At 76.8% G+C, this 19,869-nt stretch carries 18 protein-coding genes; 1 reads left to right on the forward strand and 17 read right to left on the reverse strand.

Annotated elements, in window-relative coordinates; genetic code table 11:
• Position 1: 1 nt before the first annotated feature.
• From ABIE39_RS15080 to ABIE39_RS15100, 5 genes are all read right to left on the reverse strand, one after another.
• Complete coding sequence (locus ABIE39_RS15080; protein ID WP_354052380.1) at positions 2-568, reverse strand: CbiQ family ECF transporter T component; 567 nt, start codon at positions 566-568, stop codon at positions 2-4.
• A gap of 29 nt (positions 569-597) precedes the next feature.
• Complete coding sequence (locus ABIE39_RS15085; protein WP_175008220.1) at positions 598-1,278, reverse strand: ATP-binding cassette domain-containing protein; 681 nt, start codon at positions 1,276-1,278, stop codon at positions 598-600.
• A gap of 104 nt (positions 1,279-1,382) precedes the next feature.
• Complete coding sequence (locus ABIE39_RS15090) at positions 1,383-2,594, reverse strand: thiolase family protein (protein WP_354052382.1); 1,212 nt, start codon at positions 2,592-2,594, stop codon at positions 1,383-1,385.
• Complete coding sequence (locus ABIE39_RS15095) at positions 2,591-3,988, reverse strand: class I adenylate-forming enzyme family protein (RefSeq protein ID WP_354052384.1); 1,398 nt, start codon at positions 3,986-3,988, stop codon at positions 2,591-2,593. Before ABIE39_RS15095 ends, ABIE39_RS15090 begins: the two co-directional genes overlap by 4 nt.
• Positions 3,989-4,008: 20 nt before the next feature.
• The gene (locus ABIE39_RS15100; RefSeq protein WP_354052385.1) at positions 4,009-4,722 is read right to left on the reverse strand and encodes a biotin transporter BioY; all 714 of its coding nucleotides are present in this window, start codon (positions 4,720-4,722) and stop codon (positions 4,009-4,011) included.
• 338 nt (positions 4,723-5,060) lie between these two features.
• Here ABIE39_RS15100 and ABIE39_RS15105 point away from each other — a divergent pair, with 338 nt between their 5' ends.
• Positions 5,061-5,546: an Hsp20/alpha crystallin family protein gene (locus ABIE39_RS15105; protein WP_400109857.1), complete on the forward strand. Its 486-nt coding sequence runs from the start codon at positions 5,061-5,063 to the stop codon at positions 5,544-5,546.
• A 7-nt stretch (positions 5,547-5,553) separates the two neighbouring features.
• On the opposite strand, the gene ABIE39_RS15110 is transcribed toward ABIE39_RS15105, so the two are convergent.
• The 12 genes from ABIE39_RS15110 to ABIE39_RS15165 form a co-directional block, all read right to left on the reverse strand.
• Positions 5,554-6,558, reverse strand: coding sequence for an FHA domain-containing protein (locus tag ABIE39_RS15110; protein ID WP_209827485.1), 1,005 nt, complete (start codon positions 6,556-6,558; stop codon positions 5,554-5,556).
• Positions 6,555-7,838, reverse strand: coding sequence for a vWA domain-containing protein (locus tag ABIE39_RS15115; RefSeq protein ID WP_021483252.1), 1,284 nt, complete (start codon positions 7,836-7,838; stop codon positions 6,555-6,557). The genes ABIE39_RS15110 and ABIE39_RS15115 overlap by 4 nt, the downstream gene beginning before the upstream one ends.
• A gap of 70 nt (positions 7,839-7,908) precedes the next feature.
• Positions 7,909-9,195 (reverse strand): PP2C family protein-serine/threonine phosphatase, encoded by a 1,287-nt coding sequence (locus tag ABIE39_RS15120; protein ID WP_354052386.1) that lies wholly within the window; start codon positions 9,193-9,195, stop codon positions 7,909-7,911.
• Positions 9,192-11,543, reverse strand: a complete 2,352-nt coding sequence (locus tag ABIE39_RS15125) for a serine/threonine-protein kinase (protein WP_354052388.1) — start codon at positions 11,541-11,543, stop codon at positions 9,192-9,194. The genes ABIE39_RS15120 and ABIE39_RS15125 overlap by 4 nt, the downstream gene beginning before the upstream one ends.
• Positions 11,540-12,646, reverse strand: coding sequence for a hypothetical protein (locus tag ABIE39_RS15130; RefSeq protein ID WP_354052389.1), 1,107 nt, complete (start codon positions 12,644-12,646; stop codon positions 11,540-11,542). The genes ABIE39_RS15125 and ABIE39_RS15130 overlap by 4 nt, the downstream gene beginning before the upstream one ends.
• Positions 12,643-13,683 (reverse strand): glutamate ABC transporter substrate-binding protein, encoded by a 1,041-nt coding sequence (locus ABIE39_RS15135; protein WP_083385467.1) that lies wholly within the window; start codon positions 13,681-13,683, stop codon positions 12,643-12,645. The genes ABIE39_RS15130 and ABIE39_RS15135 overlap by 4 nt, the downstream gene beginning before the upstream one ends.
• On the reverse strand, positions 13,680-15,038 hold the full coding sequence (locus ABIE39_RS15140) for a GlnX family signal transduction membrane protein (protein ID WP_175008102.1): 1,359 nt from the start codon (positions 15,036-15,038) through the stop codon (positions 13,680-13,682). The genes ABIE39_RS15135 and ABIE39_RS15140 overlap by 4 nt, the downstream gene beginning before the upstream one ends.
• The gene (locus ABIE39_RS15145) at positions 15,035-16,756 is read right to left on the reverse strand and encodes an AAA family ATPase (protein WP_354052391.1); all 1,722 of its coding nucleotides are present in this window, start codon (positions 16,754-16,756) and stop codon (positions 15,035-15,037) included. Before ABIE39_RS15145 ends, ABIE39_RS15140 begins: the two co-directional genes overlap by 4 nt.
• On the reverse strand, positions 16,753-17,319 hold the full coding sequence (locus ABIE39_RS15150) for a hypothetical protein (RefSeq protein ID WP_061268560.1): 567 nt from the start codon (positions 17,317-17,319) through the stop codon (positions 16,753-16,755). The genes ABIE39_RS15145 and ABIE39_RS15150 overlap by 4 nt, the downstream gene beginning before the upstream one ends.
• 53 nt (positions 17,320-17,372) lie before the next feature.
• Positions 17,373-18,590, reverse strand: a complete 1,218-nt coding sequence (locus ABIE39_RS15155; protein WP_021482025.1) for a toxic anion resistance protein — start codon at positions 18,588-18,590, stop codon at positions 17,373-17,375.
• A gap of 275 nt (positions 18,591-18,865) precedes the next feature.
• Positions 18,866-19,348, reverse strand: coding sequence for a hypothetical protein (locus ABIE39_RS15160; protein ID WP_354052393.1), 483 nt, complete (start codon positions 19,346-19,348; stop codon positions 18,866-18,868).
• Positions 19,345-19,833 carry a hypothetical protein gene (locus ABIE39_RS15165; protein ID WP_209827495.1) on the reverse strand — a complete coding sequence of 163 codons (489 nt, stop codon included), beginning with the start codon at positions 19,831-19,833 and terminating at the stop codon, positions 19,345-19,347. The genes ABIE39_RS15160 and ABIE39_RS15165 overlap by 4 nt, the downstream gene beginning before the upstream one ends.
• Positions 19,834-19,869 lie beyond the last annotated feature (36 nt).

Here is a 19,869-nt window from a genome sequence, read left to right on the forward strand (position 1 = left end):
CTCAGTCGTCGAGGCCGCGGGCGCGCAGCGCGTCGCCCAGCGCGTCCGCCTGGCGCAGGGCGCCCACGACGAGCGGGACCGCGAAGGCCCGGACGTCGTGCTCCCGGCCGCGCGCGCGGCACGCGTCCCGCACGCGCTGCGCGAGCGCCGCGACCACCGGGACGGAGCGCACGCCGAGGGAGAGGACGAGCGCGACGCGGCCGACGTCGACCCCCGCGCGGCCGAGCGGGCGCAGGCCGCGTTCGATCGCGGCGAGCACCGCGGCCGTGCGGGTCGTGAGCAGCACGAGCCCCGCGAGCGCGACGAGCGCCACGAGGCGGGTCGTGAGGACCACCGCGGCGGCGGGACCGAGCGCGAACCACTGCACCGCCAGGAGCACCGGCACGACGAGCCGCAGCGGCCGGACCTGGTCCCACGCGGCGCGGGTGCCCACCCCCGCCACCGCGTAGAGCGCTGCGACCACGACGACCACGACCCCCACCGCGACCGGCGACGACACGAGCAGCACCGCGCCCGACGCCGCCGCGAGACCGACGAGCTTCGCCCCGGCCGGGAGGCGGTGCAGCACCGAGGTCCCCGGCCGGTAGCCGCCCGCCGTCACCCCGGCCCCGCGTCGACCAGGCGGCGGTAGTGCGCGACGGCCGGGCCCGGCGCGTCGTCCGCGACGACGCGCCCGCCGTCGACCACGAGGACGCGGTCCATGGCGTCCATGAGCGCGAGGTCGTGCGAGACGAGCACGACCTGCTGGGGGAGGGACGCGAGCTCCGCGGCGACGCGCCGCGTGTTGCGCAGGTCGAGGAGCGTCGTCGGCTCGTCGGCCACGACGAGGCGCGGGCCCGCCGCGAGCACGGAGGTGAGCGCGAGGAGCTGCTTCTGCCCGCCCGAGAGCAGGTGCGCGGGATGGTCGGCGTGCTCGGCCAGGCCGCGCGCGGCGAGGGCGCGCCGCACGACCTCGCCGCGCTCGTCCGCCGGGACGCCGCGCAGCGAGTACGCGACGTCCTCCGCCACGGTCGGCATGACGATCTGCGCGTCCGGGTCGGTGAACACGAACCCCACGCGCCGTCGCACCGCCGCGCCCTGGCGGCGCGTGTCGAGGCCGTCGACGAGCACGCGTCCCGCCGTGGGCACGACGAGCCCGTTGAGCAGGCGGGCCAGGGTGCTCTTGCCCGAGCCGTTCGCCCCGACCACGCCGACCCGGTGCTCGCGCAGCTCGAGGCTCACGCCGCGTAGGACGTCGCGCTCGCCGAGCCGCACGTGCACGTCCTCGAGCCGCACCACGCACCCCCCGGCGGTGTCCTCGACGGGGGCCTCCGGTGCGGGCGGCGCGACCTCGGCCGGGCGGTCCCGGCGTCGCCCCCGCACGGCGCGCGCCGCGCGCGCGATCACCGTGCCACCTCCACGAGCACCGCGACGCCCTGGCCGCCGCCGACGGCCGCCGTCGCGAGCCCGAGCGTCCCGGCCCGCGCGCCCCCGCGCACGAGCCGGGAGAACAGCCGGACCACGGCCACCGCGCCGCTCGCGCCCCACGGGTGGCCCAGCGCGAGCGCGCCGCCGTCGGGGCACACCCGGGCGTCGTCCGCGGGGTCGCCCAGCGGGTCGAGGCCGAGCGCGTCGGTGACCGCGAGCACCTGGGCCGCGAACGCCTCGACGACCTCGACCGCCGCGACGTCGTCGAGCCGCGCGCCGGCGCGGTCGAGCACGGCGCGCACCGCGGGCACCGGGCCCCACCCGGGCAGCGCCGGGTCGCAGCCCACGGTGGCGGACGCGACGACCCGCAGGCCCGCGAGCCCCAGGTCGCGGCGCACCGCCTCGGGGACCACCGCGACGACCGCGGCGCCGTCGCTCACCGGGCTCGACGTCGCCGCCGTGACGGTTCCCCCGGCGCTGAACGCGGGGGAGAGGCGCGCGATGACGGCCGGGTCGAGGCGGCGCGCGCGCTCGTCGCGTTCCAGGGCACGGCCCGGCGGGCCGACGCGCACGGTCTCCGCGGCGAACCGCCCGGCGTCGTGCGCCGCGCGGGCGCGCGCGTGGCTGCGCACCGCGTACGCCTCCTGGCGCTCGCGGGTCACGCCGCGGCGTCGGGCGAGCTCGTCGGCCGCCGCGCCCATCCCCGGGTCGGCCCACGGCACGGGCGCGAACGCCGCGCGCGCGTACGGGACGTCGCCCCACGGCGTGCGGTGGGCCCGCGCGGGCGAGCGCGTCGCGCTCTCGGTGCCGCCCGCGAGGACGAGCGCCGCGTCGCCCGCGCGGACCTGCTGCGCCGCGACGAGCACGGCCGCGAGGCCGGACGCGCACTGCCGGTCGACGGTGAGCCCCGGCACGCCGACGCCCGCTCCGGCGGCGAGCGCCGCGACGCGCGCGACGTCCCCGCCGGGGCCCGTGCAGCACCCGAGCACGACGTCCGCCACGTCCGCCGCGACGCCGTGCGCCCGCGCGTCGTCGAGGGTCGCGCGCAGCGCCGCGGCCGCGAGGTCCACCTCGGTGAGCGCCCGGTGCCCGTGGCCCGCCGTGCCGACCCACGTGCGGCGCGCGGCCACCACCACGGGCGTCGCGTCGGGCGCGCCGTCCGTCGCGCCGAGCTCTCGTGGGCTCACCGCAGCGGCTCCAGGCCCGAGCGTGCGAGGTCCGTCCCGCCGAGGACCTCGCTCACCGCGCCGCGCGCGGGCTTGCCCGACGGCGTCCGCGGCAGCGCCCGCGTGCCGTACCAGCGCCGCGGCCGCTGGGCCGGCGCGAGCGCCGCGCGGGCGACCCGCTCGAGGTGCGCCCGCAGCCCCGACCGGTCGTCGCACTCCACGACGGCCGTCACGACCGCCCCGAGGCGGCGGTGCGCCGTGCCGAGCACGACGACGTCGCGCACCCCGGGCACGGCCCGCAGCACGACCTCGACGTCCTCGGGCACGACCGTCGACCCGCCCGAGAGGATCGCGCCGTCGCCCCGGCCGCGCAGCACGAGCGGCTCCGGACCCGGGTCGGCGAGGTCTCCGACGGTGTGCCATGCGCCGTCGCGCCGCAGCGGTCCTGTAGCGCGCGCGAGGTAGCCCCGCGACACCCACGGCGAGCGCACCCACACCTCGCCGACGCTCGCCGACGGCAGGGGACGGACCACCAGGTCCACGCCGGGGAACGCGCGCAGCCCCGACCCGTCGGGGTCGTAGGCGACGAACGAGAGCTCGACGGCGCCGTAGTACGCGAGCACGTCGAGGCCGAGGCCCCGCGCCCGCTCCCGTGCGCCGGGGGCGAGCGATGCCCCGCCGACGACCGCGTGCCGCAGCCGCGACGGCGCACCCGCGGCGACGGCGTCGAGCACGTCGTCGAGGACCTGCGGCACGAGGTGCACGACGTCGCTCGTCGCGAGCGCCGCCGTCGTCGCGGCCGGGGTGCGCGTGAGGACGACGCACGCGCCCACCGCGAGCGTGTGCACGGCGGCGAAGCAGTACAGCGACGACGCGAGCGGGCCGGGGACGAGGACCGCGTCCGTGGGTCGGAGCCCGAGCAGCCGCGTGACGGCGTCGAACGACCCCGCCCACGACGCGCGCGTGCGCACCACCGCGCGCGGGCGGCCGGTGCTCCCGGACGAGAACCCGGCCCACGCGAGGTCGTCGGGGCCGGGGACGTGCGGCGGGACGGGCTGCGCGCCGTCGGCGGTGCCGGTCCCGCGCGGGAGCGGCACCTCGACGAACGTGCGCGGCGCGAGCGTGCGCAGCACCTCGGCGCGGTGGGCGCGCGGCCAGGCGGCGTCGCACACGAGGGGCGTCGCGCCCAGGTGGTCGACGGCGAGCACGGCGGTGAGCAGGTCCAGCGGGTCCGGCAGCGAGACGGCGACGAGGTCGCCCGGCCGCGTGCCCGACGCGCGCAGGTGCGTCGCGCCCGCGCGCACGTCCGCGGCGAGCGCGGCGTAGGTGCGCGACCGCTCGGGCGTGCGCAGGGCGGGACGGTCGCGCACCGCCGGGTCGGCGGCGTGCGTCAGGACCTGGTGGGCGACGGGCACGCGGACACTCTCGCAGGTGTTCAGGAGGCGGGGCGGTCGTCGGCCGCGGCACGGTCGGCGCCGGTCGGGCGCCGGGCCGGGCGGGCCGCGGGGTAGGCGCGCACGACGCCCACCGTGATCGCGGCGGCGGCGAGCGCCTTGAGCACGTCGCCGGGCAGGAACACGAGCGAGAGCTGTGCGGTCGTGGGCAGCGGCACGCCCGTGACGAGCGCCTGCACGGGGACGCCGACGGCGTAGACGACCGCGACCCCGCCGACGAGGCACGCGACGAGCACGGGTGCGAACGTGACGCGCCGGAGCCGGTCGACGAGCAGACCGACGACGGCCGCGCCGGCGAGGAACCCGACGAGGTAGCCGGCGGACGGCCCGACGAACGCCCCGAGCCCGCCGCGCCCGCCCGCGAGGACGGGGAGCCCGGCCGCGGCGAGCGCGAGGAAGGTCGCGACGGCGAGCGAGCCGCGCCACGCGCCGAGGACCGCCCCCGCGAGCATCACACCGAGCGTCTGGAGCGTCACGGGCACCGCGTTGCCGAACAGGGCGATCGAGCCGGGCAGGCCGAGCGCGGCGAGGAGCGCGGCGAACGTCGCGACCCGCGCCGCGTCGCCGGCGTCGAGCGCGAACCGGCCACGGCGGCGGTCGGGCTCGTCGCGCGGTACCTCGCGCGGCGCGGCCGGCGCGGTGGCCGCCGGGGCGGACGAGGTGGCGGTGGGCGTCTCCGTGCGGGCGTCGGTCATCGCGGGCTCCCTGCTGTCGGTGGGCGGGCGTGTCCACTCTGGCCGGGACGGCGGTCGTCGGGCGACGGCGCTCGCGACCACCTCGGCGGCCCGCCGTGCACGGATCGCACAACCCGTTGGAGGGAACCTCCAACCGCTCCCGGGCGCGGGTGCGGGGCCGGTGTGGGAGCCGCACAACGCGGCCTGCGTGGCCGGTCGGCACGCCTCGTCGCACCTCTTGGCACTCCCGGGGGGAGAGTGCTAAAACAGGAGCTGTAGCCGCCCGCGGGGTGCCTGCCTCGCGGGAGCACCGACCGGTCCCGGACCGCCCGGGACCGTGCGACGAGGAGGTGAGAGGTGTGGCTGCGATGACCGACCCCTTCACGAGCACCTTCGACGCGATGGACCGCCTGGTGGGCCAGCTCGCGTCCGGCGCCCGCGCGACCGCGGCCTCGGCGGCCTCGGGCGGCATGCCGCTCGACCTGTTCCGCGCCGGCGACCACTACGTGCTGACGATGGACCTCCCGGGCGTCGACCCGGGCACGATCGACGTGTCCGTCGAGGACCGCACGCTGACGATCCGCGCCGAGCGGAGCCCGCGGACCGACCCGGACGTCCAGTGGCTCGCGCGCGAGCGGCCGTCCGGCACGTACGCACGCCAGCTCACGGTGGGGCGCGGCCTGGCGCTCGACAAGATCACGGCGTCGTACGAGGACGGCGTGCTGACGCTGACGATCCCGGTCGCTGAGGAGGCCCGGCCCCGCCGGATCGAGGTCGCACACCGCGCGGGCGGCGCGGCGACCCAGATCACGGCCGAGGCCGAGCCTCAGGCGTCGGAGGGCTGAGCCGGGCTCACGCCTCGCCGGGGAGCGCCTTGCGGACGACGAGGCGCGTCCACGCCCCGAGGTACACGCGGTCCCCGTCGGCCAGCTCGCGTCGCTGGCCGGCGGGGATCGGGTCCGTCGGGAGCGGCTCGCCCGCGGGGCTCACGTAGGTGCCGTTCGAGGACTGCAGGTCCTCGACCCACCAGCGCTGCCCGTCCGTGCTGAGCTGGCAGTGCCGTCGCGAGACGCCGGTGTCCGCGCCGCAGTCGACCTGCGGGTGGATGCCGCGCGAGACCGACGGGCGCCCCACGAGCACGCTGCGCTCGCGCAGCACCACGAGCCCCGGCAGGCCCGCCGACGGCATGGGGTCCTCGGGCTGCTGGGCCGCGTACCAGTCGGGGTCGATCCAGATCTCGACGACCCACTGGTCCGGCCCGGGCACGGGCGGCGTCGGCAGGTGCGCGCCCGACGGCGCGGCGGAGGCCGGGTCGGCGGGCTCACCGCCGGGCTGCTCACCCGCGGCGGTCCCGGTGGCCGGGGTCGACGCCGGAGCCTCGAGCGGTGCGGAGGCGCCCGGCGGCGGGGTGGCCGCGGACGCGGGCGACGCGGCCGGGAGCGGCGGCGGCGTCGCGCCCGACGCGACGCCTGCCTCCGGTGCGACGGGTGCGGCCGGTGCGGCCGGTGCGGCCGGTGCGGCCGGTGCGGCGGCGGGTGCGGCCGGGGTCGCCGGCGTGGGACGCGACGGCGGGTCGAGCGAGAGCGCCGACGCGGGCTCCACCGGGTCGGGCAGGGCACCGGTGGTGAAGTCGTAGCCGCAGTTCTCGCAGAACAGGGCGCCGGCCGGGGCGGGCGAGCCGCAGTTCGGGCACTCGAGAGCCTGTGCCGGGGTGCCGGACGACGCGCCCGGTGCCGGGGACGACGCGCCCGCCGGGGGCACCGCGGGTGCCGACGCCGCGGCGATGGGCTCGCCGCACACGTCGCAGTAGTCGGTCGACTCCGAGGGGTGCCCGTTGGGGCAGACGACGGCGCTCACCGACGCACCCGCGTCGTCTTCGTCGAGGCGGTGTCGAGCGCCATCTCGTCGAGCGTCGACGTGTTGCGCTTGAGCCGCACGGTGCCGTGCTCCTCGTCGTCGATCTCGACGACCTTGCGCAGGCGCGACGTCGCCTCCTCGTTCCCGGTCTGCTGCGCGAGCTGGACGGCGCGCCCGAGCTTGACGGTCGCCGTCGCCTCGTCCCCCGAGGCCTTGGCCGCGAGGCCCTCCTGGATCGCTGCGGCGAGCTCGGTCTGGCCGGTGTAGTGCGCGACCTCGGGGTTGATGCGCGTGGTGAGCGACTCGTCGTCGGACCACTTCGCCTTGACCAGGCCCGAGGACACGACCTCGCCGTTCACGGCGAGCTGGACGCGCGCCGCGAGCTGCTCGGAGCCGACGGGCTTCGAGGCCACGCGGACCGCGACGTGGTAGTCGCGCGACTCGTCGCCCCACGACCCGGTCGGGTACGCGCCCGTGAGCGGGTTGACCTCGGCCCGGCGGTGCGTGAGGTCCTCGACCGTCGGGGCGACCTGGCGGACGAACAGCACCTGCGAGCCCTGCGGGGCCCACACGCGCAGGTCCGCGGAAGCGACGCCGCGCGCCATGGAGGCCTGCATGAGCTTCTCGAAGTCGGCGGCGATCTCGTTCGGGTCCGCGATGAGGTCCACCGTGCCGAGCAGCGCGGTGGAGATCTCGCGCAGCTCGTCGACCTGCCAGCGCGAGCCGACGCCGCGGGCGTCGCACTGGAAGTGGCCCGTGACGTCCCGGACCGCGGCCGAGAGGTTGGCGCGGGGCTCCGACTCGTTCTTGCCGTCGGTGAGCAGGATCGCGTGCCGCTGCGTCGCCTGGGGCACCGTCGCGAAGAGCTGGTCCGCGAGGCGCAGCCACGTGCTCATCGCCGTGCCGCCGCCGGGCGTGAGCATCGAGATCGCGCGCTTCGCCTCGGCGCGCGCGCCCGGCTCCATCTGCACCATGGCCATGCGGGCGTTCGGGTAGGGGAACGCGCGGTTCGCGACGTGGCTCCCGCCGACGATCGCGAACCACGTGCCGTCGAGGATCTGGTCGACCGCGACCTGGGCCGCGTGCTTCGCGGCCTCGATGTTGCGCCCCGACATCGACCCCGACGTGTCGACCATGATGATCTCGGCCACCCCGCCCGCGCCGCCGGCGCTCCCCGCGCTCCCGGCGCCGCGGCACGTCACGGTGACGATCGCGTGGACGTCCGTCGCGCCCTCGGACAGGAACTCGTTCTGGTAGACCTCGGCGGCGAACTCGGCCATGGGGGCTCCTTCGGTGGTGCGGGTGTTCGTGCAGGCTATCGGGTCGTCGGGGCCCGACGCGCGGTGCGCGTCAGGCGGTGGCGGGGTCCGCCGGGGGCGGCGGCGGGGCCGTGGACGACGCCCGGGAGAACCGGGCGAGCGTGGCCGTGATGTTGTCCCGGCCGCCCTGGGCGTTCGCCCAGTCGACGAGGGCGCCCGCGAGCGTCTGCGGGTCGTCGCCGACACGGTCCTGCGTGCTGCGCACGAGGGCCGCCAGGTCGGGCGCGGGGGAGCAGTAGTTCCACAGGCCGTCCGAGCACACGAGCAGCCAGCCGTCGCGGTCGGGCAGCGTCGCGGCCGTGCGGGCCACCGGGTCGGGGGCGTCGGGGCCGAGCCAGCGCGTGATGGCGTGCGCCTGCGGCGACGTCTCCGCCTGGGCGCGCGGGACGCCTTGCGCGATCATCTCCTGCGCCCACGAGTCGTCGACGCTGAGCTGGTGCGCGTCGCCGTCGTCCGGGATCCAGTAGGCGCGCGAGTCGCCCACCCAGCCCGCCACGACGAGCGGCCCGTCGAGGACGGCCGCGACGAACGTGCACGACGGCGGGTTCTCGCGGTCGGCCATCGTGCCCACGGTCGCGAGGATCGCGTCCTGCGCGGCGCGCGACGCGTCGCCGAGGAGCGCGGACCACGCGCCCATGCGCGCCGAGGCCTCGCCGGTCACGGGGTCGGTCCCGTCGGGGGCGCGCGCCGCGAGCACGTCGCGCGCGGCGCGGGCCGCGGCGAGGCTCGCGACGTCGGAGTCGGGCGCGGAGGAGACGCCGTCGCACACGACGAGCGCCGCGAACGCCCGCTCGGTCGTCGCGGACTCGCTCGCCGCGAGGGCCATGGCGTCCTCGTTGCGCGAGTGCCGCACGCCCCGGTCGCACACGCCGGCGACCCAGCTCGCGGGCCGCTCGGCCCAGTGGTCGCGCTCGGACGCGGCGGGCTCGCCGCACTCGGTGCAGTACCCGTCCTCGGCGACCCGGCCGCCGCAGCGCACGCAGGGGCGCGCGCCGGTCTCGGCCGCGGCGCCTCCGGTCTCGGCCGAGGCCCCGCCCGACGGCTCGCCGGGCTCGTCGCCGGTCCCGTCGCCGCTCCCGGGTCCGCTGCCGGTGGTCCCGGCTGCTGCGGGGTCCGTCGCGGCGTCGGTCGCGGGGTCCGCGGCAGGGCCGGTCCCGGCGTCTGGGGCCGGCGACGCGGGGAGCGGGGCGAGCGGCGTGCCGCACGCCTCGCAGAACCGGGCGCCCTCGGGCGACGGCTCCCCGCACGCCGGGCACTCGAGCACGCCGCTCGGCTCCGCGACCGTGCCGCCGGGCGCGGGTGCCGGGGAGTCGCTCATCGGATCGTCCACCGGCGCACCTCGTTCGCGCGGTCCACGAGCGTGATGCGCGCGTCCCGCGAGTCGGTGAGCGACGCGAGCTCGCGGTACGCGCCCTCGAGCGCGTCGCGCAGCGCGGGCTCGTCGGCGGGCACGCCGGCGATGCGCGTGGTCGGCTCCGGGCCGGAGGCCGTCACGGTGTCGAGCGCGGAGCGCAGGACGCCCACCGCGAGCTCGGCCCGCTCGCGCGGCGCGATCGCGACGGTCGACACGCTCGCCATGGCGTCGGCGAGCGCGGGCAGCCCCCGGCCCGACGCCGCGAGCAGGTGCGCGCGGAGGGTGCGGGACTCGACGTACGACCCGCGCGTCGGGCCGACGAGGTCGAGCGCGTGCAGCGCGCCGTCGAGGTCGCCGCGCGCCTCGCGCACGCGCATGAGCCCGAACGCGGCCGGCGCGGTGTAGTTCGCGTCGGTGCGCGCGCAGATCACGTAGAGGGACTCGGCGATGTCGGGCTCGCCGCTCAGCTCGCAGGCCGCGGCGAGCGCGAGCTTGGGCGCGAGCTCGCCCGGCACCTGCCCGTAGACGGCGTTGAACGAGGCGCGCGCCGCGACCGGGTCGCCCTGCGCGAGCTCGCCGAGGCCACCGATCCACGCGGCGCGCCACTCCCACGGGTCGTCCGCGAGGATCGTCGCGATCGTGTCGCGCAGCACGTCGAACCGCTCCGCCTCGATCGCGGCGCGGGCTCGGGCGAGACGCACCTCGACCGTGTCCTCGGGCGCGTCGGCGAGCGCCGCGAGGCGCGCGTCCGGGTCCACGACGTTGACCCCGGCGAGCCAGCTCGCCATGGGGTCGTGGTCGTCGCGCCGCAGCGTCGGCAGCTCGTCCCACGCGAGCGGGCGGGACGCGACGTCCGCGACCGGCGCCTCGAACAGGACCGAGGCCGCGGAGTGCAGCGCCGGGTTGCCCGGGCCGGCGTCGGCCGCCACGACCTCGCGCAGGACGCCGAGGAGCTGGGTGCGCATCTCGTCCGCGGTCGCGAACCGGTCGGCCGGGTCGAGCGCGCACGCCTTGGCGAGCAGGCGGTAGAACGAGTCGTACTGCTGGAAGACGGGCGTGTCCGCGACGGGCGGGAGCGAGGCGACGTACGTCGTCGTGTTCCCGCGGAAGTCGAGGACGAGCGTCGCGAGCGTGCGGCCGATCGTGTAGATGTCGGACGCGACGGACGGCCCGACCTCCGCGACCTCGGGCGCCTGGTAGCCGACGGTGCCGAAGATCGCGGACGTGAGGTCGTCGGTGCGGCGCACGCCGCCGAGGTCGATGAGCTTCACGCCGTCGCCCTGCTGGATGACGTTCTCCGGCTTGAAGTCGCAGAACAGCAGGTTGTGGTCGTGCAGGTAGGCGAACGCGGGGAGGACCGCGAGGACGTAGGCCAGGGCCTGGTCCACGGGCATCGGGGCGATAACCCCGTTGTTGTCCTCCCGGCGCTGCTGGAGGATCTCCTTGAGCGACTCGCCGCCGACGTACTCCATGACGGTGTAGCCCGCGCCGTCGTGCATCGCGAAGTTGTAGATCTCGACGATGAGCGGGTGCTCGACCTCTGCGAGGAACTGGCGCTCCGAGATCGCCGCCGCGTACGCGTCGGGGTCGCCCGAGTTGAGCAGGCCCTTGAGCACGACCCACCGGCCGGACACGTTCTGGTCGCGCGCGAGGTAGATCCAGCCGAGGCCGCCGTGCGCGAGGCAGCCCACGACCTCGTACTGCCCGCCCACGAGGTCGCCCGGCTTCAGCTGCGGCGTGAAGTCGAAGCGGTTGCCGCAGTGGGGGCAGAACCCGGAGGTGCGGCCGGGCTGCCCGTCGCGCCCGCGGCCGACCTTCTCGCCGCACGCGGGGCAGAAGCGCTTGCGCTCGGCGACCTCGGGCACGGCCATGACGGACTGCAGCGGGTCGCGGACGGGCACCGACGGGACGGTCGTGAGCCCCGCGCCCAGGCCGCGCCCGCGCAGCCGCGTCGAGGAGGTCCCGACGCGACGGGTCGCCTTCGAGCCGGTCGCGGCGGTGCGCGCCGAGCCGAGCGCGGTCGACGCGAGGCGGCTCGAGCTCGTGCGGCCGGTGCGCGTCGAGCGCTCGGCGTCGGGGTCGCCCGCCCCGGCGGTGCCCGGGCGGCCCTGCACGAACCCGGTGCCGAGCATGGCGGACGGCGAGGCGGCGGCCGCGCTGCCGGGCGCGGGCACGCCGGTGGTGCCGCTCGCGGTGGGCGTCGGGGCGGCGCCGGAGCCGCCCGCGGGCGCGCCGCAGACGTTGCAGTAGCCGTCCTCGATGGTGCCCGGGCAGCCGGGCTCCGAGCACGGGACGGTCGCGGTGGTCGTCACGACGACGCTCCTTCCGGGGTGGGCAGGTCGCGGGTGAGGAACTGGTACTGCTCGACGAGGAACCGTGCGAGAGTCACGTCGCACGGTGTCGTCTCGACGGCCTCGCGCGCCTCGGCGAGGCCGGAGCGCACCGTGGGGGACGCCGACCGGCCGTTGGCGTCGGCCCGCGCGGCGAGCCGCTCCAGGCTGTACCGCAGCTCGGCACGGGCGCGCAGGGGGCGGGTGTAGGCGTCCTCGACGGTCTCGACGGCGCGGGCCACGGTCGCGAGGCGGGCCGCGTAGGCATCGAGCTCGAACCGCGAGTCGGGCACGGGGCCGAGGCGCGAGACGTCCGGGACGGCGAGCCGCGGCGGGTGCGCGATCTCGCGTCGGCAGCGCGCGACGAGCTCGCGCAGGGCGGGCTCGCGCGCCTCGAGCGCGGCGCGCTGCTCCTCGGTGCGGGCGCGGTCGCGGCGCAGCTCGCGGCGTTGCGCGGACGCGACGATGAGGTCGCGCTCGGCGCGCGCGACCTCGGTCTCGAGCTCGGCGAGCGGGCCCGACACGTCGGCGCCGCGCGCCGCCTGCGCGACGAGGTGGTCGAGGCGCCCCCGGAGGGTCTCGACGCGGCCGCGCGCGTCGACGTCCGAGCCCGCGAGGTCCTCGCAGCGCACGAGCTCGGCGCGCACGCCGCGCAGCCGCGCGACCTGGTCGGCCGTGTGCGGGTCGAAGGACAGGCGCGTGCGCAGCTGCACGACGAGCGCGTCGCACAGCTTGACCGCCTCGACGAGCGAGACGAGCGCGGCGCCCGAGCCCGAGTCGAGCCGGCCCCACAGGAGCTGGGAGATCTTCTCGCGTGCGACGGCGTCGGCCCGGCCCGAGTCCCACACGGGCCGGATCTCGTCGGCGCGCGAGCGGATCGCCTGCCACAGCGACAGCGCGAGCACGAGGTCGGCGGTGTAGGCGTCGGGCGTCGCGGCGGCCTGTGCGGCGGCGTCGAGCCGGTCGAGCTCGGTGCGGCGCTCGTCGAGCCAGGTCTCGAGCGCGCCGAGGTACGCCAGGAGGTCGGCGGCGGGGATCGCGTCGCCGAGCCGTCCCGGCGCCTCGGGTGCGGGGGTGCGCGTCACGGCGTGCGGCCGTACACCGCGGCCGGCGGGGTCGGGGCCGGGCCGAGGCCGCCGAGCCACTCGCCGTAGATCGCGGCCCAGCGCCCGTCGGCCTTCATCTGCTCCAGGACACCGTTGACGAACCGCACCATGTCGACGTTCTGCGCCGGGACGCCGATGCCGTAGGGCTCGTCGCTGATCGCCTCGCCGACGACCTTCGCGTACGGGTCCTGGGCGGCGAAGCCCGCGAGGATCGTGTCGTCTCCCGTGATCGCGTCGACCTTGCCCTGCTGGAACAGCACGAGGCACTGCGTGTGCGTGGTCGCGGGGACGGGCTCGATGCCGGAGAACTGCTCGAGGCGCGTGAGCGTCGTCGTGCCCTCGGGCGCGCACACACGCTGACCCTCGAGGTCCGCGATCCCGTTCGCGGTCGAGTCGCGCGTGACGAGCACCTTCTGCCCCGCGTGGTAGTACTCCGCGGAGAACGCGATGGACTCCCAGCGCTCGCAGTTGATGGTGAACGCGCGCGCGACGAGGTCGACCTCGCCGTTCTCGAGCACCTCGAGCCGCTGCCCCGACGTGATGACGCGGAACTGCAGCCGGTCGGGGTCGCCGAAGATCGCGCGCGAGACCTCGTGCAGCACGTCGATGTCGAAGCCCTCGATCTGGCCCGACAGCGGGTTGCGCGCGCCCATGAGCAGCGTGTCCGCCGAGACGCCGACGACGAGCGCGCCCCGGTCGCGGATCGTGGCCATGGTGCTGCCGCCCGGGAGGGCGTCCGGGCCGGGCAGGGCGCCCTCGGGCGCGTACGAGGCGAGCGGGTCGGCGCACTCGGCTGGTGCGGCGGGCGCCGCGGGGGACTCCTCGGTCGCCTCGTCCTGCGGGGTGGTCGTCAGGCGCAGGTCCTCCGCGCCCGACGGCCCCGAGCAGGCGCCGAGCACGAGCAGCGCGGCGAGCGCCGAGGCGACCCCGGTCGTGACGGCGCCGGCCCGGCGGGCGCGCGTGCCGGTGCGGCGGGTCCCGGCGGGCCGGGCGTGGGGGGCGGGCGTCGTGGTCACCGGTACTCCTCCAGTCGTGCCGTCACGCCGCGCCACGCGAGCAGCGCCGCGACGAGCCCTGCCACGAGCAGCAGCCAGCCCGCGACGGTGGCCGTCGTCGCCGCGCCGTCGAGGCGGTCGCTCGTCGCGGCGGCGTTGGTCTCGATGTCGTCGCGCGCCGCGGCCGAGAACGCGTCGAACGCGGCGTTCGGGCTCTCGGGGTCGGTCGCGGTCGCGAGGGCGACCGCGTCGTCCCACTGGCCCGCGTCGTCGAGCGCGCGGATCTCGGCGTGCCGCGCGACCCAGGCGTCGAGGGCCTGCGCCGTCGTCCCGTCGAGGTTGCCCTCGGTCGCGGCGGTGTCGAGGCGTGCCGCCGCGTCGTCCGTCGCGGCGACGAACGACTCCTCGTACGTCTGGCCCGAGCCGCGCTTGATGAGCGTGAACGCCTCCATGGACTTCGCGTCGTTCGCGAGCGAGTACGCCTGCGACGCGGCGAGGGTCGCGGCGTACGGGCCGGTCCGGACGTCGTGCGCGCGGGCGCTCGCCTGGGACAGCAGGACCGTCGAGACGACGCCCACGACGAGCACCACGGCCGTCGCGACGGCGAGCCCCACGTTGAGCACGCGGTGCGTGCGCCGCGCGAGCCAGACCTGGCTCGCGAGGAGCACGGCGAGCGCGAGGAGGCCGGCCGCGAGCACCCAGAGCGCGTTGCGCACGCCCGAGAAGTCCGCGGCGACGCGGTCGGCGTCGTCGAGCACGACCTCGTCGAGCGCGGGGAGCATCTGCTCGCGCAGGATCGTCGAGGCCTGGTCGAGGTACGCGGACCCGACGGGGAAGCCCTGCCGGTTGGTGGCGCGCGCCTGCTCGACGAGGCCCGTGTAGACCGTGAGGTCGGCGGCCACCTGGCCCAGCAGCGCGGCGTCCGCCTCGTTGCTGCCCGAGAGCGTGGCGAGGCGGTTCGCGGCCTGGTCGACGAGCTCGTCGTACCGCGCGCGCTGGTCGGCGGGCTCGAGGCCCCCGACGAGGAACGCCCCGGTCGCCGTCGCGTCCGCGGCGACGAGCGCGTTGCGGACCTCCTGGACCCCGACGAGCTGGGCCGCGTCCTCGCTCGCCGCGGCGAGCGCGCGCGACTGGAGGCTGCCGGCCTGGAACCCGAGGGCACCGAGCGCGAGCGCGGCGAGCACGCACAGCGCCATGACGAGGCGCAGCTTGCCGGGCGTGCGTCGCAGCGCGCCGCGCGCGCGGGACACGGCGGCGCTCTGCGACCCCTGCGGGACGACGGCGCCGCCGCCCGGGGCGGTCAGGGCACCACCCGGCGCGGGGCCGCCGGCCGGGACGATCTGCTGGCCCGCCGGGCGGACCGGGGTGGTCGTCATGCGTTCTCCTCGGCGCTGGAGGGTGCGGTCTCTGGTGCGTCGTCGGTGGCGGGGCGGTCTGTGCCGTCCGTGCCCTCCGCTGCGGATCCGGCCGGCTCGGCCTCGGCGGGCTCGGCCTGCGCGTCCTCGGGTGCGGGCGGGTCGAGCGTCGCGAGGAGCGCGGGAGCGCCCTCGCCGTCCACGAGGTCGACGGGCAGGAGCAGGCGCAGCTCGTCGATCGTCGGGGCGTCGACGTCCTTGAGCCGCCACGCGTGGCGCGCGATCGCGGCGTCGAGCACGTTGCGGGCCCAGCGGGCGTTGCCGAACCCCTCGGTGCGCGGCTGCGCCGCGGCGAGCCGCGCGAAGACGTCGAGCGCCTCGGGGGTCGGCTCGAAGTCCGCCCGGGAGGCCATGCTCGCGAAGATGTCGCGCAGCTCGGCGTCGGCGTAGTCCTCGAACGTGATGGTCGTGGAGAACCGCGACTCGAGCCCGGGGTTGGTCGCGAGGAAGTCGGCCATCGGGCCGGGGTAGCCCGCCACGATGACGACGAGCTCGTCGCGGTGGTCCTCCATGTCCTTGACGAGCGTGTTGATCGCCTCGGCGCCGTACTGGTCCTCCGCGAGCCCGTACGCCTCGTCGACGAACAGGACGCCGCCGAGCGCGGTCGCGACGACCTCCGACGTCTTCACGGCCGTCTGCCCGAGGTAGCCCGCGACGAGCTCCGAGCGGTCGACCTCGACGAGGTGGCCCTTCTCGAGCAGCCCGAGCGCGCGGTAGATGCCCGCGACGAGCCGCGCGACCGTCGTCTTGCCGGTGCCCGGGTTGCCGAGGAACACGAGGTGGCGCGTGAGCGTGGGGCGGGTCAGGCCCGCCTCGGTGCGCAGCTTCTCGACGCGCAGCAGCTCGGTCTGGCGGTGGATCTCGTCCTTGACGCGCGTGAGGCCGGTGAGCGCGTCGAGCTCGGCGAGCAGCTCCTCGATCGAGCGCGCGGGCTCCTCCTCGACGGCCGCGTCCGCAGCGGTCTCCGTGGCGGTGGCCGTCTCCGCGCTCCCGGCGGTCGCGTCCGCCGTCGTGCCCGACGCCGGGGCGGGCGTCGTGCCCGACGGCGCGGTCCCGCCCCCGGTCCCGCGCGCGCCGAGCGCGTCGAGGATCGACGCGACGGACGGGACCTCGGGGGCCGGGCGGCGCAGCGCGTCGAGCGAGCCCTGCGCGGCGAGCAGGTCACCGAGGTCGAACGGGTCCGCGCCGCCCGTCGTGCGGGGTGCGCCGAGCGGGCCGCCCGCGGCAGGCGTCGGGCCCGACGGCGCGCGGCTCGCCGCGGGAGCGGCCACTGGCCCGGCGCCGGCCTGCTGGACCGCGGCCGTCGCGGCGGCGGCCCCGGCGACGTGCGGGCCGGGCGAGCCGAGGCGCGCGGCCGCGCGGGCGACGTCGGCGAGCGCCTGCCCGTATGCGGTCGCGTGCTTCGAGCGCGCCGCCCCGAGTGCGGCGAGGACGTCGGTCGGGGACGTGCGCCAGCGCCGGGCGCTCGACGCCGCGGTGAAGAACGCGCCCGTCGCCGCCGGGTCGTGACCCAGCGCGGCGAGCCACGCCGCCGGGGCGCCGGGGGAGGACTCGGCGACGGCCGCGGCGAGGCGCGCGCCCTCGTCGCGGGCGGCCTCCTCGTCCACGCCCGCGGCACGCGCGGCGGCGTCCAGCGCGTCGAGCGCCGCCGCGAGGGTCGGGGTGTCCGGGGTGGTCACGGTGCCTCCAGTCGTCCGGGCTCCGACGGCGGGCCCGGCTGCGGCGTGCCCCGGCCCGCGCCGGGGTCGAGCGCGATCGACGAGTCGCGGAACTTCTCCGCGAGGAACGCGCCGTGCGCGACGAGGGCCGCGGCGTCGGCCCGCGAGACGGCGTCGGAGATCTTGTCGAGCGTCACGCCGAGCAGGTCGAGCTGGTCGCACAGCAGCATGAGCGACGTCTTGCCCTGCGCGACGACCCGCCGGTCGGCGAAGTCGCGCGGCAGGCGCAGGTACGCGCCGACGGCCTCGGGCAGGTAGCTCGTCGCCGTCGCGACGACCGTGTGCGCCTGCTGCGACCCGCCGCCGAGGCGGTCGAGGCGGGGGACCATCTCTTCGACCGTGCCGGTGATGCGGTGCACGCGCGCCGTCACGGCGGGCGGCACACGGCCCTCGATCTGCTGCTCGACCCGCTCGACCGACGCGAGGATGTCGGTCGACGTCGGCGGGGCCGGGAGCTCGTGCTCGGGCTCGGGCGCGGAGGACCGGCCGCCGAGGCGGCCGATCACGTCGGAGAACCAGCCCATCTAGCTCGGGGTCCGATCTGTGGTGCGGGGAGGGGTGGTCGGGGGACGGCGCGTCACAGCCGACCGATGTCGAGCGAGCCGCTGCCCGCCTGCGACTGGTCGGAGCGGCGTGCGCGGTCCAGGTACTCGTTCGCCTTCGTCGTCTCGGTCTCCAGGACGCCGATGGTCTGCGCCATGGAGTCGAGGGCCTGCGTCTTGAACGTCGAGATCGAGTCGAGCGTCGCGTAGATGTTGGCGAACGCCTGCTGGAGCTGCGGGAGCCCGACGGTCGCGCTCGCGGCCTGCTGCTGGATGCTCGCCGACTGGTCCGCCAGCATCTTCGAGGTCGACGCGATCATGTTCGACGTCGTCGTGTTGAGCGCCGTGATCTGGTCGAGCACGAGCTTCTGGTTCGCGAGCGCCTGCGCCACGATGACGGCGGTGCGCAGCGCCGAGATCGTCGTGGTCGTCGCGCGGTCGACGCCCTTGATGAGCTCGAGGTTGTTCTTCATGATGATGTCCATCGCGAGGTAGCCCTGGATGGACACCGCGAGCTGCGTGAGCAGGTCCTGGTGCTTCTGGCGCACGTAGAACAGCACGTCCTCGCGCAGCGCCTGGGCCCGCTCCGGGTCGCTCGCCTCGATCTCCGCGATCTTCGTGGACAGCTCGGTGTCGAGGCGCTCGGCGATGAAGATGTACTGGTTGAGCCGCGCCATCGTGTCCCAGAGGTTCTGCTTCTCCAGGTTGAGCGCGGCGTTGTCCTTGCGGAGCTCGTCCTGACCGTTGTACAGCGACTGGACGATCGCGTTGAGCTGCTTCTGCGAGCTCTCGTAGCGGCGGAAGTAGTCCTGGAGCTTCCCGCCGAACGGGATGAGGCCCAGGAACTTCTTCCCGACGCTCGCCTCGCTCGGGTCGAGGTCCTCCACGGTGCGGCGCAGCTCGAGCAGCGACTTGCTCACCTTCGAGCTGTCGGACACGCCGCCCTCGCGCAGCTCCTTGACCGGCATCTCCAGCATGCGGTTGGAGACGTCGGCCGCGGCGCGGATGTCCTTGTCGCCCATCTTGCGGACGTCGTCCGCCTTCGCGCCGAACTCGGGGGAGCGGGTGTCCGTGGTCAGGAGCTGGTCGAGGTAGGACGACACCTTCGACTCGAGACCCGGGATGGCCGCCTCGTCGATGCGCGGCGCGAGCGCCGGGGCCTGGGTCGCCGCGACGGGCTTGACGGGCTCCGGGGCGCTGAGCGTGAGCGTCTCCGTCGGGGCGGGGGGCTGGAGCGGTGCTGCCTCGGTCATGTCGGTCCTTCGCTCGTGCGTGCCGTCGGACGCCGTCGGTGGCGGGTGGAGGACGCCCTCGCGGGCTCCCCCTCGACCCGGGCGAACCGGGTGGAACCGGCCTGCGCCGGTCGGGCGAGTATATCTACGACCGGTGGCCGGATCTTTACCCTTTCCGGGGATCGGGAGGGTGAGAACTCCCCATGTCAGACCAACGTTCGGGCCGTCCGCGAGTTCCGCCCCTCGGCTCGTGCGTCGGTGCGTCGGGGTGCTCCGTCGGGGGCGCGCACACCACCTCAGGAGGGCGACCGCAGGAAGTCCGCGGCGAGCTCTGCGGGCGTGGCCCCGGTGAACCCGGTGCCGTCCAGCGGTCGCGTGAGCTCCTGGGCGCGGGCGCCGTCGGTGATCGTCACGTGGAGCGTGTCCTCGTGCCAGCGGATCCGCGCGTAGGCCAGCGGCTGCCCGAAGTCGCGGAGCAGGTCTTCCCAGGTCCCCAGATCGACCAGGTAGGCGGCCCACCCGAGGCGCCGCGACCAGGGCGTGAAACCACTCTCCCCCACTGCCGGGGCGGCCGTGCGCAGCCCGGGGACGCCGGCCGCGAGCGCGGCCCGGACGGCCCGCGAGTCCTGCGCCACGAGCAGGTCCACGCTCCCGCCCTGCACGGTCTGGACGCGCACACCGCCCGGGAACGGCTCGAGCGCGAGCGTCACCGGGTCGGGGCCCGGTTGGCCCGCCTCGATCCGCCCGACCGCAGCGATCAGATTCCCGAGCGCGCTCACGTCCCTCTCCTCGCTGCGCCTCGCGCCGTCGCCGACCGCGACTCGCGTCCCGTCGTCCGTCCAGGGTCGGTGACCGCATTCTCCGCCCCGCGGCCCGTGCGTGAGTCCTGTCGCTGCGAGCTCGTGAAGGCCTCGATCACGAGCTCCGCTGCGCGCACGTTCTCCTCGGGCACGTGCTCGTCGTAGAACCAGGTGCGCCCTTCCCCGTCGGGGGTGAGCGCGACGGTCACCGCCTCCGCGAACGCCTCCCGCGCGGGACGGAGGGTCGGCCGCTCGCGGTCGAGCTCGACGACGACCAGGTCCCGGAGATCGTCCTCCGAGAGGCCCAGCAGCGCGTCGCGCACGTGCCCGAGCTCCACCACCACCCGACGCGGTCCGGGACGAACCGTCACCGGACGTCGCACACCTGGCAGCCCACGGGCCCCGAGCCGCTCGATCTCCTCCCACGCGATCGCGTTGAAGACGCCCGCGATGTCGTCGGGCACGCACGGCGTCCCGGGCGTCACGTGGGAGTAGGCGGC

This window comes from Cellulosimicrobium sp. 4261 (assembly GCF_040546915.1).
Lineage (GTDB): Bacteria > Actinomycetota > Actinomycetes > Actinomycetales > Cellulomonadaceae > Cellulosimicrobium > Cellulosimicrobium cinnabarinum.